The 15520-nt window shown below is 30.6% G+C and carries 11 protein-coding genes and 3 tRNA genes; all 14 read right to left on the bottom strand.

Annotated elements, in window-relative coordinates:
- Positions 1-37 precede the first annotated feature (37 nt).
- The 14 genes from F6P99_RS11015 to F6P99_RS10950 all read right to left on the bottom strand — a co-directional run bounded on the left by F6P99_RS11015 (position 38) and on the right by F6P99_RS10950 (position 15501).
- Entirely contained in the window at positions 38-1093 is a 1056-nt protein-coding gene (locus tag F6P99_RS11015; RefSeq protein WP_152287545.1) for a hypothetical protein, read from the bottom strand.
- Between the two features lie 36 nt (positions 1094-1129).
- Positions 1130-2155 (bottom strand): hypothetical protein, encoded by a 1026-nt coding sequence (locus tag F6P99_RS11010; protein ID WP_152287544.1) that lies wholly within the window; start codon positions 2153-2155, stop codon positions 1130-1132.
- 9 nt (positions 2156-2164) lie between these two features.
- Positions 2165-4057 carry a reverse transcriptase domain-containing protein gene (locus tag F6P99_RS11005; protein ID WP_193316062.1) on the bottom strand — a complete coding sequence of 631 codons (1893 nt, stop codon included), beginning with the start codon at positions 4055-4057 and terminating at the stop codon, positions 2165-2167.
- Between the two features lie 301 nt (positions 4058-4358).
- Positions 4359-4883: a hypothetical protein gene (locus F6P99_RS11000; protein WP_152287542.1), complete on the bottom strand. Its 525-nt coding sequence runs from the start codon at positions 4881-4883 to the stop codon at positions 4359-4361.
- A complete protein-coding gene (locus tag F6P99_RS10995; RefSeq protein ID WP_193316061.1) occupies positions 4861-8274 on the bottom strand; it encodes a RecQ family ATP-dependent DNA helicase in 3414 nt (1137 codons plus the stop codon). Before F6P99_RS10995 ends, F6P99_RS11000 begins: the two co-directional genes overlap by 23 nt.
- A 155-nt stretch (positions 8275-8429) precedes the next feature.
- A complete protein-coding gene (locus tag F6P99_RS10990; protein ID WP_152287540.1) occupies positions 8430-9080 on the bottom strand; it encodes a P-loop NTPase family protein in 651 nt (216 codons plus the stop codon).
- A 251-nt stretch (positions 9081-9331) separates the two neighbouring features.
- Positions 9332-9802, bottom strand: coding sequence for a hypothetical protein (locus F6P99_RS10985; protein WP_193316060.1), 471 nt, complete (start codon positions 9800-9802; stop codon positions 9332-9334).
- An 8-nt stretch (positions 9803-9810) separates the two neighbouring features.
- Positions 9811-10083 (bottom strand): helix-turn-helix domain-containing protein, encoded by a 273-nt coding sequence (locus F6P99_RS10980; protein ID WP_152287539.1) that lies wholly within the window; start codon positions 10081-10083, stop codon positions 9811-9813.
- A 251-nt stretch (positions 10084-10334) separates the two neighbouring features.
- On the bottom strand, positions 10335-11189 hold the full coding sequence (locus tag F6P99_RS10975) for an RteC domain-containing protein (RefSeq protein ID WP_152287538.1): 855 nt from the start codon (positions 11187-11189) through the stop codon (positions 10335-10337).
- A gap of 42 nt (positions 11190-11231) precedes the next feature.
- Positions 11232-12497: a site-specific integrase gene (locus F6P99_RS10970; protein ID WP_152287537.1), complete on the bottom strand. Its 1266-nt coding sequence runs from the start codon at positions 12495-12497 to the stop codon at positions 11232-11234.
- A gap of 401 nt (positions 12498-12898) precedes the next feature.
- A tRNA-Arg gene (locus F6P99_RS10965) sits at positions 12899-12972 on the bottom strand.
- A gap of 46 nt (positions 12973-13018) precedes the next feature.
- Positions 13019-13093, bottom strand: a tRNA-Pro gene (locus tag F6P99_RS10960).
- Positions 13094-13121: 28 nt separating this feature from the next.
- Positions 13122-13208: transfer RNA gene (locus F6P99_RS10955), tRNA-Ser, on the bottom strand.
- 244 nt (positions 13209-13452) lie between these two features.
- Positions 13453-15501: an HD family phosphohydrolase gene (locus tag F6P99_RS10950; protein WP_152287536.1), complete on the bottom strand. Its 2049-nt coding sequence runs from the start codon at positions 15499-15501 to the stop codon at positions 13453-13455.
- Between the last annotated feature and the right edge of the window lie 19 nt (positions 15502-15520).

Below are 15520 nucleotides of genomic sequence, written 5' to 3'. Positions count from 1 at the left end.
AAACTTTTATCTGAAATAATATGAGTCTTGTATGACCTTATAATTCACTTAATAATTCTTCTAGGCTCTCGCTTTCTTTCTCAATTATCTCATACCAAAACTCGCTTTTCTCTACAGTTGAATCCAAATTCTCTAAAGATTTTATTAGCTTCCTGCCTCTTTCAATTTTAACATTGAAAAGATTAACTACATCAATTGTAGCAATAAAATAATCGTTTTCTATACATTGAAGAAAATCTTCATCATCGAAATAGAAATATTCTGTACCGACCAAATTATACCCAATACCAAGTTTTTCTAACAGAGGTTCTTCACTCCATGAATGATCTATTGTTTTATTAATAATATACCCATATAGCTCCGAAATGTAATCACATTTTCTTATATAACTTCTTAAGCAATGCAAAATCCATTTTCCCGACAGTTTAGATTTTTTGAATATTTTTAAATCAAAACTCTCTTCTTCATACTTACCCTGAGCTGTATCAAAAAAGAGTTTATCATATAAATCACCTCTATATTTTTTCGTAATAATTATACCTTCTGTCTTGAATACAACTTCATCCTTTATATTTAGATATTTCCAGTCATTATCAGTATCAAAATTTAACTTCGCTTCAGTATTTTCAAAAGAAAGATACTCTTGTAAATCATCTAACATTTTAGTTTCAACTAGCTTGCTATGTTTTTTAGGATAACTATTAGATCCTATTTGTTCAGCATAAATAATCCCCCCTTGCTCAAACAATTCTTTTACTCTATCGACCTCCATAGGATAACTTGTACCAGTTAAGACCTTTTTCATTAAAATCTTATCATCATCGAAGTACTCAAAGCTATATTGATAAGTTCGTTCATCAAACATGTGATACATATTCTCAATAATGGTATCTAATTTACCATCTTTATAAAAATAGTTTTTTTTAATATAATGATCATGCCCCATGTATTCCTCATAGTAAAGTCGTCCTTCATCAACAATATAAGATCTATTTGGACTATTCGTCTTACATGGAATAAAATCATTTAAAAAATTAAACTGAGGTATGCATAAACCATCATTTTGCTTTAATTGCTCTATAAATAATTTCATATAGTTGTTCTTTAAAAACAAAAATAATCAAATGACCTAGGAAGGCCATTCAAATTCATCTTGTACTATTTTTATATTATCTGGTAATAAGTCTTGGTATTTCATATGCCAAGTAAGAAGACTAGGCAAGGAAAGTATAATAGGGTGTTTACCTGCAATTTTCTCATGTTCTTCTGTTGGACGATATTTCCACATTACCTCATGGTAATGTTTTACAAAGGTTTCATAAAGTACGATTCCAGCTGTGTAATCAGTACAATCAATTACTATTGCATCCATATATTCAGGAGTTAAATAATGGCTATATTCCCAGTTTTCCATTTTTTCAAAATCACTAATAAAGTAGTTATCATCATGTTTTAAGAGCCATTTTATTATCGATTTTTCATCTTTAACATCTATTTTACTATATTCTTCCATTGCAGCAATGGCAATATCATTTCGCTCAATTAAATCTATCACAAAACTGTTTGAGGTATATAGTTTATTTGCTTGATTGGCAAATTCATAATTCAATTGATCGTCCCAAGTTAGAGATTCGTAAATCTGTTTTGATTCTTTTATTATCGGATATACTTCTGTTATTGGTGTGACTTGGTTTTTAAACACGTTGTATTTAGTTTGTAGTGAAGCTATCCTGTTTATCAAGTTGATTTGCTCGAAAGTAGGCCAGAAGCTAGTTTTTTCATCATCATATATAGTAATATGTATAGAATTCCCTATTTCTGAGTCGTCATCTGATTTAAAAACAGAGCACCTGCAAATCTCAAAATTTTCTTTATTTCTTTCTTTAAATATCAAATCTAAATATCCGATCTCTTTATGAGAGAACCTATAACCGCACTGGCCATTATTCTCGCAATCCCCGATACATTTTCCTTTGCATACTTGTGAAAACTCTAAAACACCTTTCAACTTGAAGTCTGAAAATATTGTATTTAATTTATCTAAGAAAACTTTTTTGGTTGTTTCCATGTAAGAAATATCATCATCTAGAATTAATGACAACATATCTGTATTCATTTCTTTAATGTATCTTATGATGGCTTCTTTTTTTAACATAGAAATTACTTAAATCTCTTTGGGAACGTTGATTAAATTAGCAATATTGTCAATTAAATATGTCTCTTCTTTTTTATTAATTAAATTGTAGCCTTTTACGGAAAGAGAGTTAATCTCTTTGTTAAATAAAATTCCTTTAGGTATTAAAGACACTAAAGCTACCTTGACACTTTCATCACTATCAATGGTCTGATATTCAAACCATATATTCTCATTTTTTTCTATAACATCGTATATTTTAGAAGCATCTTTGTATATTTTTAATTCAAATCGTTTATTTAGGTTATTTAGGTTATTTAAACATGCTGTTTTTAGAGCAATTACAGCTTTTGTTATTTCAAACCTTTCTATATGGAGATTAACGTAGTTTAAAGCTTCTTCGTATTTGTGGGTTTTGAAATAAGCCTGCCCAAGATGAAAATAAACTGAGTTCAAAACATCTTTTCTTGTGCTAAGCTGTATATATTTCAAATAATCAAGGATTGCATTTTCGAACTGTTGCAGGTTAGCATATGCCCGACCCCTGCAGTAATATGGTTTTGCTCTTTCCCGATAAGCTTTAATTGAGTTCGAATAATGCTCAACGGAAACTTTGTATTCCTTTTTATTATAACTAATAACACCCAAGTTGTTGTAGGCTTTATAATTATTTGAATCTAATTCAATAGATTTTTCTAATAATTCTTTAACTTTTTCTAGATTGTTGTTTTTTAAGTAAGCTTTACTTTTTAGGAAAAAATACTTAGAGTCTATATTCTCTGAAAAATTACATTCCTCATTATTACATTCAAAAAAGTATGATGCATCGTTTGACTTTTTGAAATTGTTTTTAACACCGCCTTCTTTGGTTTCTATTAGGATCCCGGTCTTGCATTTATCACAATATTTTTCATCAGTCTTAAATTCGCTCTTTGGATACTTAGTCCTTAATAACAATTCTAAACTAGAACTTAAAGTCAAATACATTGGATTATCTTTTCCGCGCACATAACCAATATAATTCACCCAGCCTAAAAGTGTTTTTCGGAAGTTTTTATTTGGATATTCCAAATCGAATTTTTGTTTTGTAACGACATATCCTTTAGTTTTCCAATTATGCAATATTGCTCTAACTTTTTTGTAAAACTCTCTTTTGATATTTACGTGGTCGTTTACAACAATTCCAGTTACTAATTGCCTACTGTTTTTGTGAAAGTATCTAAACTTTTGATCATTTAACTTAAAGCCATGTTTTACTATTATCGAAATAATTTCATCAACAATTTGTCTTGGTAGTTTTTTAAAATTGAATGAAAAAGTTAGGTCATCTGCATACCTTGTATAAATAATATTATACTCTTTGCAGTATGTCTTTAAGTCATTATCCAAGTTATTACACACATAATTAGATATAACAGGAGAACTCGGTGCTCCTTGAGGAAGGCAATTATTGAAAGTGACCAATTCTGTCAATAAATAAGCACTCTCGTTAGTTATATCAAAGCTGTTACGTAGAACAGAAAGGACTTGAGATTTTGAGATGTTTTTAAAAAACTCCTTAAAATCAAGATTTAAAACAATATTTTTATTGATGTGTTTTTCTGCATTTGTGACGATGCTTCTGTAATATTCAAAACCATGTGAACTGGAATTTTTCTTCCTTTTTACTAATAAATAGTTGGCTATTTTTTTTTGAATATCCATTAATTTATAATGGGGTTGATCTATCCTCCGTTTAGCCCCATTTTTTTTAAGAACAGTAAAAGATTTATAAAACGAACTTTTGTGTTTTAATATATTCTTAATAAGGTGTGAGTTCAGTTCTTTAGAAATAAACTCCTCTAATTCTGTGTTCTTATATTTTATTTTATGGTAATTGAATTTTTTCATAACAAAAAAAAGGATTCCAGTATTAATATTCATTAGTAAGGGTTGTGAAACCCCTATATCATTCGTTATACCCATTGCGTATCACAACAGTTGATTTAAAAAACATAAATCAAAGTAAATATTGTTTACTGGAAATCCATTTATACTAAAACACTTTATATGCTTATTGAGTTATTTGTCTTATATCATTTTGTACCAATTTACAAAAAAACAACGCTTGATAGAAATTTCTTAATTTCAAAGAAAACAAAAACTTTATATGCTTTTTAATGAAAATGCATTATTATTAAATTTTACTGGGTTAAATTTTGCGCCGAGTGAAGCTTCATTATCATCATTTTAAGTACAATCCAATGCTTAGACCAACTAATAGAAAAACTAGTATAAATAATACTAACTTCATAGTTTTCAATTCACTATTTTGAACAGTGAGTTCTTCTTTAATTTTAGACTCCATTTGGCCAAAGCTAGCATTAAGAGCATTTTCAAATGCTCTCTGCATCTGAACCCCTTCGTTTCTGATTTCTATTTGCACATCAGATTTATGCTTATCTAGCCTAGTAATTAAAGAAGCGTCTAATTCTTTTTGAAAAGATTTATTATCTTTATAAATTTCTCCTGTTTTTTTCTCAAGAAAATCATTCGTGTCTTTTATTTGCTTTGTGTTTTCTGAAGTTCTTTTCTTGATTTCTTTACTAACAGAATTTAAACTATTATTATTTTCTTCAATTAACTTTAAGTTCTTATTTAAATCTTTTTGAAGCGTGCTTATTTCGGAATAAACAGTTGTAAAGCTTTTTAGTTGCTTCGAATTATCTTCTAATTCGTTTACAACATTATCTAATTTCTCTAAATCCATTTTCTATATTTTTTTTAATTATATTTAGTCTTTTATTATAATGTTTTAATAGAGTTTCATTATCACTAAGCACTTTTGCAAACACTATTTTCTGTTCTTCGGTTTTGCAAATTTTATATATGTATTTTGACACTATTAATTTTTCGTTTTGCCCTAAATGCTTCGATACTTTTCTAATTTTATCCATTACAACATCATAATTTGACTCTGCATAATTAGAAATAGTATCAAGCGACTTTCCGAATCGTTTTTCTTCAATATCACTCCATGACTCGCCTAAGAACAATGTTGTTAAACCGTAAATCAAGTTTAAACCTGTATTTGATTGATGGCTCTCTAAAAATCGTTGTAAACTTCCTTTAAGGTCGATAAATGATTCTTTATTTATTATGTTCTTGTGTTGGTCATAGAAGACTTCGAACCATTTTGAAAAGTCATTATTATTATTTTCTGCAATATGTTGTAAAACATAAATTGCATCGGTAAATTTAAAATAAGCTTCTAAACTCTGTTTGAATTTATTCTTACCTTCAATCGTATTATCATACTTACGACAATTTTCATAAACGTTTCTTAATGATTCTCTTCTGTTTGCACCAAACTTATCGTATGACCATTGTAATAATATTTTTACCAATCGGTCAAATTTCTGAAGACGATTGTCATTTAAGATATTTGTATATTTTATTCTTTCATCATGTTCATCGAATTCAAAATCGTCGATATATTTTTTTATAAATTTAAGTAAACTAGATTCTATCGTTTCTAATGAAAAATCAGCATAGGTTACTGTAAATATTCCATTAAAGAAGTCGTCTACAGTCCAATCTAGAATTACACCAAGGTTTGACAAACGATATATAGCTTTTTCAACTTTAGCTTTAGTTGATGTTAGATTTCTTGCAGATACAATTTTTGTACACCCAGCTTCAGAATAAGTATTGTGAAGAGACTTAATTAGATCTAATTCATCTGAAATAGAGTCTAACCCGTTCATATACAAGAAAATCTGATTTAATACATCTTTTCCACTTCTGCCCACTTGTGCTGTAATCTCCTTAATTTCTTCGTAAGATGTTTCCGGATTAAAAATAGATTCAATATTGGTTTCTGGATCTTCTTTCGTTAGTAATACATAACATTTTGCATCGCTCTTATCTCTACCAGCCCTTCCTGCTTCTTGATAGAGCGACTCCATTGACGCCGGCATACCATAATGAATAGTAAAACTAATATTCTTTTTATTAATACCCATACCAAAAGCCTTAGTAGCAGTCAGTAAAGTTGTTTTATTCTGTTTATAATCATCTTGTACTTCATGTTTGTAAAGTTCATAATCGCTATCAGTACCAATAAAATTATTTGGCTTTGAGCCCGAATAATACTTGACTGGGGTGTTGTAGTTTATGGATAAATGATTTGATAAACCACTACAACCATTTAATCCATTATTAACGAAAGGTGTAAAAATAAGGCCACATTTTGGATTTTCAGACTCTAGGTTAAATAGATCTTCTTTTGCATCATGTCTATTTAATATATTGAGAGTTTCCACGTATTTATTAGTATCAACATTGACTACAATAAATTCTAGTTCGGGTCTGGTGTAAACAGAAAGAGTTTTTACATTTTCTTTAGAAGTGTTAAACTCTAATTGAATATCCTTTAATACATTTACTGAAGCAGTTGCGGTTAAACCTAAAAATGTTATCGAAGGACAGTGTTTTTTTATTGTTTTAGATAGGTTTAGATAAGAGGTTCTAAAATCATGTCCCCATTCAGATAGACAATGCACTTCATCTATAACAGCATATGAGAAATTTAGTTTGGAGTTTATCGAGAGTAACCTCTCTCTAAAATCATTTGTTTGGAATCTTTCTGGGGAGATTATTACAAAAAAATACTTCCCGTTGCTAAAATTATCTAAAATCTCAGTACGTTCTGGACCTGCCACATCGCTATTAACTGCTGTAACATTCTGAATATTAGTCTGATTAAGATCTTTTATCTGATCATACATTAATGACTTTATAGGACACACAACAAAACTTATGCAAGGCTGAAGCAAACAGGCAAGCTGATAAGTCAAAGATTTACCACCACCTGTTGGCAAAAGACCGATGGTTGTATTATCCTCTAAAATATTCTGAATAATAGAAACCTGACCTTTGTTGAATTTATCATACCCAAAAATATTCTTTAAAAAAAACTCCAGGGATACTAAATCATCTGATTCTTCATTAAAAGCGAGTTTATAAATATGTTTTTTTGTGGTACTAAGTTTAAAATAATTGACTGGTTCAAAATCATCCTTGTTTCTGTTGAAAAAAGAATCTAGATAATCAGTTCGTACAAATATAACATCTCTATTTAATTCGTTTTCATCTGTCCAACGTTGTAGTAAGCTAAAATCAATTTTTATACAATTTGAATTACTAAATTGTTGAACATTCTTAATACTATAGTTAGGCTCTTTATAAGATATTTTCTGTAATCTTAATAAATGACGTAACCACAGGAATACATCTTGTATGGCATCGTTTTCGTATCCAATTACGTCCTGATTTTTAATTTCAAAATACCATTTATCATCATTAAGACTTAATTGACCTGTTTCTAGCAATTCTAAAACCAAAACTTGAAAACGAATTATGGCCGATGGTAATAATCTTGTTTTTAACACCTTATCCGATATTTCAGATTTTTTAAGGTTATAATTTGTTTTATATAAACTAAGTAACTCCGAATAATTTTCAAGTCGATTTCTTATTATTTCTATTTGTTGAAAATAGGTTGCATTTTTAGACTCCAGATCTGCAGTATTAATTCTAACAGTTAGTACATTTGATAAGGATAAATAGTTATCTCTAGTTAAATCAATAACACGATCAGCATCTTGTTTATGTTGTTGTCCATCTATTTCTATTACTAAATTTGCTTGAGGCAGAAAAAAGTCTACACATTGGTAATTGAAATTTTCATCCTTTCGTTGTGTTATTTCATTAATTTCAATTTCAGGAATTATTAACTGCTTTATAAATTCATATTCAGGTAAATCTTCGATTATTCTATCCTCAAGAAATGTTCGCGCGGGGAAATAATTGTTTGCTTCATCTCCTTTAATTGTATTATACCAAGTTTGTTTTGATTTCGTAATTAAATGGAAATAATGAGATTCTCGATGAACAGATCCATAAATTTCTTGTAAGTATTGACTCATTGAAGTAGGACTACCTCTTTGAATTAAGTTTTTAACAACAAGGATTGCTGAAAGGTAATCAGATTCTATTCTAGGAGCAGATAGATTTTGAATAACAAAATTATGATTTGTATGAGAATAATTTGCGGTATACTTTTTCATAACTTTTTCTTGTTTTAATTTTGCAAACAAGTGTAAATCAATTAGTTCATAAAAGCACTTGTTTCTATAACAATTGAGTTAATCAAAAATAAACAAGAGTAACCGATGTGAGATTTTATATAACGCGAAATGACACAAAAAAGGGATGAACTGTATTAATTAAAGAATGAAACACAGTTAGAGACTTACCTTTTATCCACACAACTCTTATCAAACGCCACCAAATTGAATAGTTGCCTCATTCTAGAACGTACTCTTGAACCATATCTCGCTTCTATTTCATTTGCGTTGAGGTTGGTCGTTGCAAATGTTTTTTGTTTTGATTTTAGAAACAAATCATAACGAGAAAGCAGGATTTCTCCGATCACATTACAATCCTGTCCAAAGTGTTTTCCTTTGGTTTCTATACCAACATCATCAAAGCAATAGGAATTCGTATTACCGTATTTTTCAATTATAGTAAACCCTTTGCTATTGAACTGAAAAACTGTATCACGGCATGGTACAACATCATAAGACATCAAGTGTGGTGTGATATGTTTTAACAATTTCATCAAAGAAGTCTTACCGCATCCCACAGGACCGGTTAATAGTATTCCCTTTGAAATATCGAGTCCGAATTTTTTACAATTTTCTTTGTCTTGGATATAATAGACCACCAGCTTGTAGATCATCAACAAATCGCAATCGTAAATTTTAAAGTGCTTTCCGAACAATTGCTTTCCTTTGAAATTGAGGTATCTGATGATTTTATCAAAATCATACATGATGATTTGGTTTTGAAGGACACCTAATGCAAATTCTTGCTCTTTTTCTTGGATTATATGTGGGGTCATAGTATTGTGTTTTTGACATGTTCTTTTGACTTCGACAAGCTCAGTCAACATGATACTGTTATTGATTTACTTTCGTTTTAACCTGCATTAAAAAAGTTATTCTTTCATTTTTTCTTGATGTTCTAACCCTTGACACCCTTCAGCACGCTCAGGGTAAATACTCAGGGTTCGGAAACTTTCTTTACTTTTGTCAAACACTTTTGACTTCGACAAGCTCAGTCAACGTGATGCTAATTTTTTTAAACTGTTATTTACAGGGGTTCGTTGTAATCTTTGTCATTTTCAACTTTTAAAGAATCAAAATCATTGTGTCTCTGTTTATATTGTTTATTATCTTTAGTATTCTTTATATAAGGACCCGATACTTGTACACTACCTGTACCATTATTAGTACGGTGTTGGTTCGGTACCTGTTCAGTACATGTTCCAAAATAGAACATGCTAATTGTACTTCCCATTTGTGGATTGTATGAAGGTGTATATTTTAAATATTTCCATTTAGACAATTCCGTAATGCATTTATGATAAGTCCCCTTTGAACCAATCTTAGATTGCTGCATAATTTCGTTTCTGTTGATAAAAAACTCCTTAGAAAACCTAGCATTATTCCATGTATAAAACAATGCAAGGTATAGACTTATGTGGGTAGTTTTTAGTCTTTTGTCTTTTGGGATTTTTAAAAAGAAATTATTTAAGTGTGAGATATAATTTACACTTGGCATATAGCAATCTAATTTTCTACTTTGTTTTGTTCTAGTACTTTTAGTATTTCTTCGTAGTCGTAATAAATAATCCCACCTATTTTTGAATAGGCTAAAGTACCGTTGATACGCAGTGTTTGTAACGTTCCAGAACTTATTTGCAAAAGCTCCATGAGTTCTGCTGATTTTAAATATTTCTTTGGTTTCAAGGATGATTGATTTTGCAATAAATCCTGAATTCCTTCTAACATTTCCATTTTAAACTCTCTTAAATCATCTGTTGTGATAATTTCTGCTGCCATAACTTTTTGTTTTTTTAGTTAATAAATAGTACGATTTGACTTTCGTTTTACAAAGCTCATCAGAATTCATGAAAATCATTCGGTAGCTGTTCGTAACCTTCCGAAAAACAATAGCAAAAAAAATAGCGCTTGCAATAAAAACAACATTTGCATGAGGATGTTTTTCGAATTCTTCGGTAGTTCAGGTTTTATAAAAGACTCTAAAAAGACTCTAAAAACAAAAATTCGGTAGTTATGCAACTACCGAATTTTTAATACCTATCGTCTTCTTCTAATTTCGAGGACAGTACCTCGGTTAAAGAATGTAAAAACCTTGTTTTGTGTTTGTTTCTATTTTTGATTTCTGAATAGGTTTTGTAATAATTCCCTAGCTCAACATCAAACAAGGAAGCCATTGATTCCATGATATTCTTTAAATGTCCGTTTCCATCATCAATAGAGCCTGATAGCTTTAAAGAATACACCAACTCAATTAAATCGGTTTTAGAGGCTGTCCATCTAATTTTAGGGAAGGCTTGATTTTTGATTGTTGTTTTATCTGGACAAATGATATTTTTATTTTTCAATTGTTTCAATTCATTTTTATAAAACTCCGTCAATAGATCGTATACAATTACTTCAGAAGCCAACACATCATGACTTGTATTAAATTCAGGATCGGAGTACAAAACATCTGGAGAAGCAAACAAATGGAATTGACCGTTTCCTCTTAAAAAATATTTATCATCAAATATATCTTCACCATTCTTATAGTATTTATAAAACTTTAAATTTTTTCTTTTTCTAGATTCGAGTTTTTTAAGTGAAGATTTCATGTAATCTTTTTGAATGCAGATTGTTGCATTTGGTTTCTCTGTATAAAAAGATAGCTGACAAGTGTAAAACAATAGTTCACTACATATTTTGGGTTTCACATATTTAAAAAAATAAATTTCATCCTCTACATTATTGAAGTTGTTTTTTCTAACATGCAGTCTTAATTCATGGATAAACTCTTTGGTAAGTGTTATCTTTTCTTTTAGATGTTTTTGTCGGTTTAAATTTTTCGACGCAAGATTTTTCTTTCGAACAGCATAACTGTCGATTAATGGTAATATTTTTTTCATAGGTTTATTTTAGCGAACTAAAAGTACAAAACACATCAAATATTAACAAATGTTAATTTTAGAGTTTGCTTCATAACTATCCTTTTTTGATTCTAAAAGCGACCTAAGATTCCCCATATCTTCACTAACCTTTCTTTCTATTACTTTCGCATATATCTGCGTTGTCGTGATTTTGGTATGTCCCAACATTTTTGAAACGGTTTCAATTGGAACTCCATTTGACAGTGTTACAGTTGTAGCAAATGTATGGCGTGCCATATGAAAAGTTAACCGCTTATTAATTTCACTCAAACTCGCTATTTCCTTTAGATAGGAATTTATTTTTTGATTGGAAATTACAGGAAGTAAGGTTTTTGACACTGCCGTTCTTGGGTGATCTTTGTATTTATCAAGTATCAATTGTGCCTTCGGGAGTATAGGAACTTTAACCGGCGTATCCGTTTTATGTCTTTTTGTGATAATCCAAATGTTACCATCGATTCCTAATAAAAGATTTTGTTCTGTAAGGTTCATTATATCGATATAAGAAATACCTGTATAACAACTAAAAACAAATAAGTCTTTCACAACCATCAGTTTTTCTGAATTTGAATTGTAACTTTCAATATACCCCAGCTCCCTTTCCGTTAGAAAATCACGTTCAGATTTATCGAATGAAGATTTGAATTTCACAAATGGATCTTTATCTATCCATTCCATATGGAACGCCATGGTAACCATTTTTCGAAGTCTTTGAATATGTTTCATAACCGTATTATTCCCAATTTTTGAATATCCTTTTTTGGGTTTGTAACTCAATAGAAAATTTTCGAAACCAATTAAAAAAGCATACGAGAGTTTATTGAGATTTAGATTCGACCTCTTGTATTCCGATTCAATATATTCGATAAGGTATTTTTGAGAAGTTAGATAATGTCTTAATGTTACGGGGTGTAACTTTCTACCCATTTTTTTATTGTGGTAGTCAAACATTTCAAGTAAAGTGTATTTCTGTTCTTCTTCTCCAAGAAACCTAGCCTTAATTGCCTCCGCAGTGATCAACTCCTTTTCACTTCGCAATTCTTGATATGCCTGGAAGAGTTCACTTTTTACTTGATCAATATACTGATTGATAATTCTAGCTTTTGCACCGTTTCCACGGACACAACCTCTGCCCTTTTCCCAGGTAGCGATGTCAATTTTTCGTTTTAGAGAAATGTTTACTCTTTTCTGATTTACCGTTACTCTTGCAAAAAGATCTGCTTGTCCATTTTTTGCACGTGAAGTGTTGACCCAAATTAGGATCGATACTGTTGTTGTTGCTTTCATAGTTGTCGTTTTAAATATTAAATATTCAGTAACGAAAGTCAAATCAACTATGCTGTCTACGTACTTAAAAAGTCAACAAATTTTTACATTTATTTTTGTTGACCGAATTTCTTCTACAAGTAGCATAAACAAAGGAAACACACTCCTATATTTTACCTCCAAATCGAATCAGAAAAACACACTAAATACGATGTGTTGACTTCTTGATTCTACGTAGTAAAGAACAGAAAGGAATTCCTTCCTTACGTACCCCACTAAAGTAAACACTCATTAAAAAAGTGTTGACCGATTTGTGAACCTAAGGTATGTTTTTTTATCGAATAAATTGATATTCCCAAAAACAAAAAACCCTGTAAACATAAGGTTTACAGGGTTTTGATTCTTTTTGATATCTCAAAAAGTGAGCGCAGAAGGATTCGAACCTTCGACCGCCTCCTTAGAAGGGAGGTGCTCTATCCAGCTGAGCTATGCGCCCATTAACAATACTAAGTATTGATAATGCAATTAAATTCTTTACTTCGTCGGGGTGGCAGGATTCGAACCTGCGACCTCCTCGTCCCAAACGAGGCGCGATGACCGGGCTACGCTACACCCCGAAGTATAGAAGATTGAAAAAAAATAATGCGGAGAGGAAGGGATTCGAACCCCCGGTACCCGTAAAGGTACAACTCCTTAGCAGGGAGCCCCGTTCGGCCACTCCGGCACCTCTCCAAGATTTTACAATCTTAATATTTTAATTGTGTAAAAGAACTTATTTTTTGCGTGTGCAAATCTACATTACGTTTATGTATTACACAACATTTTAGTTGTTTTTTTTTATCAAATCTTTATTTTTTTCCTACACTTATCTTCCAATAACAAACAACTCCTTGAAATCAAGAAATTTAAACTTCTAAGCAACTCTTGTCAAAAAAAATATTTTTTAAATGGGTACTAGAAAATTTTTAAAAATGAACTATTCTGGGTATTCAATACGCAAGTGATAGATGTTTTTTAATTTCTTTTTCAATACTTTTTTTATGGTTTCTATCTCTTTAAATGTAATATCGGCATTTCTAAATTGACCGTCTTCCATTTGTTTTGAAGTAATTCTATCAATCAAAACATCAATTGCCTGAGCTGTTGGCTCTTTTAAACTTTTTGAAGCGGCTTCCGCAGCATCACTCATCATCAATATCGCCGTTTCTTTAGAAAATGGAATCGGCCCAGGGTATTGAAAATCTTCTTTTCTAATATCTCCTAAATTCCCTTCCTCTTCTTTTTTGTAAAAATAATACACAGTACTAGTTCCATGATGTGTGCGAATAAAATCAATAATTCGATCTGGCAATCCATTTTTCTTCGCCAATTCTATCCCATTCAAGACATGACCAATAATTATATCGGCACTATCTTTTGGTGTCAGCTCATCATGTGGGTTTACCGCTGTAGACTGATTCTCTGTAAAATACATTGGGTTTACTATTTTTCCAATATCATGATACAAAGCTCCGGTTCTAACCAACATTGAATTTGCTCCAATTTCATTCGCAGCTGCCTCTGCTAAATTCGCCACTTGCATAGAGTGCTGAAATGTACCAGGTGCTTTTTCATTTAAATCTCTTAATAATTTAGAATTTGTGTTTGAAAGCTCTAACAAGGTTACATCAGAAACCAACCCAAATAATTTTTCATACATCCAAATTAAAAACAGCGACAAAAATGACAATACTCCATTCAAAGCAAACATCACAAAATAATCCCAATTTATTTGAGTCACCGAGCCTTCGTGAATTACTGAGAAAGCAAAATAAGTCAACATATAAATGAGCGTTATCTGTCCGACCGAAATAAATAAATTCGCTCTTTTGTACAATTCAGAAACCGTAAGAATGGTTACAATACCTGCAATTATTTGTAAGTAAATAAACTCAAAACTATTCGGTACAATAAACCCAAGCAAAAGAACCGTAAGCACATGGGTAAACATCCCCAATCGGGCATCAAAAAACGCCTTTAAAACAATTGGCAAAATACTAAGCGGTACTACATATAAATAATCAACTTGGTATTTTATTGTAAAGGTTACCAAGAAAATCATCATCAAAACATTGAAGAAAATAAAGGTAATTTTGGTATTATCATTAAATATTTCAGCGCGTTCTTTTCGTAAAAACAACAACAACATCAATAAAGCCAATGACACTAATATGGTATATCCAAAAACAATCCAGTAATAGTTTGTTTTACTCCAAGTTTGCGATTTATACTCTTCTTTCAAAGAATTCAAAATAGCATATTTTTCACCTTCTACAATATCTCCCTTAAAAATAATCAGTTGACTGGCACTTATCAAACCGGTCGTATACGAAATTGAACTAATCGAATTTTGCAACGCTTTATTCGTATAATTTTCATCAAATTTTACGTTAGGTTCAACCACTTGCGATAATACATGAACTAACTGATCGTTGTATTTGTATTGTGATTTTTTAGATATCTGGGATTGAATAAACTGAAACAACTTTGAAGTAGTTACCAATTCTGTAAACGCAAGTTCATCAATTTCATTTCCTTTTCTCAATACGATATTCGTATTTGTATCTCTTATTTTAGATTCACTAGCTGACTCTAAAAAACCCTTTTTATACAACGCCGATAAAATTGTACTCCCTTTATGAATTAACACTTGCTGCGTTAAAGAATCAACAGACAATGTCTTTACCTTGTCGGTCATTTTTTTCTGCACAACTGGAAATACATCAAAATCATACTCAAAAAACAATTTAGAAGTAGAAATTATCTTTTTCTTTTCTTCTTCAATTACCGACTCGCTCTTTTGAATTGCAAAATCAAAGGGTGCATACAAATTTTCGTATTGCCAAGGTTTCCCTTTTTGAAACTCATACTTGAACTTCCCTCCTTTCGGAAAAAAATAAACGATTAAAAATGTGGTTGCTAAAAAAAGTAATACCTTATAAATAATTGTATTATTCTGGTATATTGTATTGAGAATTTTCTTCATCTAGGTTCAATTGATACTC

The organism is Flavicella marina (assembly GCF_009193215.1).
In the GTDB taxonomy this organism is placed as follows: domain Bacteria; phylum Bacteroidota; class Bacteroidia; order Flavobacteriales; family Flavobacteriaceae; genus Flavicella; species Flavicella marina.
The sequence above is the reverse complement of the archived record's forward strand: the minus strand, read 5'-3'. Positions and strand labels throughout refer to the sequence as shown.

What these genes read in the sequence shown, in the direction of transcription:
- F6P99_RS10985 (WP_193316060.1), bottom strand. Translation starts at nt 9,802, where the DNA reads ATGCCAAGTGTAAATTATATCTCACACTTAAATAATTTCTTTTTAAAA.
- F6P99_RS10975 (WP_152287538.1), bottom strand. Translation starts at nt 11,189, where the DNA reads ATGAAAAAAATATTACCATTAATCGACAGTTATGCTGTTCGAAAGAAA.
- F6P99_RS10970 (WP_152287537.1), bottom strand. Translation starts at nt 12,497, where the DNA reads ATGAAAGCAACAACAACAGTATCGATCCTAATTTGGGTCAACACTTCA.
- F6P99_RS10990 (WP_152287540.1), bottom strand. Translation starts at nt 9,080, where the DNA reads ATGACCCCACATATAATCCAAGAAAAAGAGCAAGAATTTGCATTAGGT.
- F6P99_RS10950 (WP_152287536.1), bottom strand. Translation starts at nt 15,501, where the DNA reads ATGAAGAAAATTCTCAATACAATATACCAGAATAATACAATTATTTAT.
- F6P99_RS11000 (WP_152287542.1), bottom strand. Translation starts at nt 4,883, where the DNA reads ATGGATTTAGAGAAATTAGATAATGTTGTAAACGAATTAGAAGATAAT.
- F6P99_RS11015 (WP_152287545.1), bottom strand. Translation starts at nt 1,093, where the DNA reads ATGAAATTATTTATAGAGCAATTAAAGCAAAATGATGGTTTATGCATA.
- F6P99_RS11005 (WP_193316062.1), bottom strand. Translation starts at nt 4,057, where the DNA reads ATGAATATTAATACTGGAATCCTTTTTTTTGTTATGAAAAAATTCAAT.
- F6P99_RS11010 (WP_152287544.1), bottom strand. Translation starts at nt 2,155, where the DNA reads ATGTTAAAAAAAGAAGCCATCATAAGATACATTAAAGAAATGAATACA.
- F6P99_RS10980 (WP_152287539.1), bottom strand. Translation starts at nt 10,083, where the DNA reads ATGGCAGCAGAAATTATCACAACAGATGATTTAAGAGAGTTTAAAATG.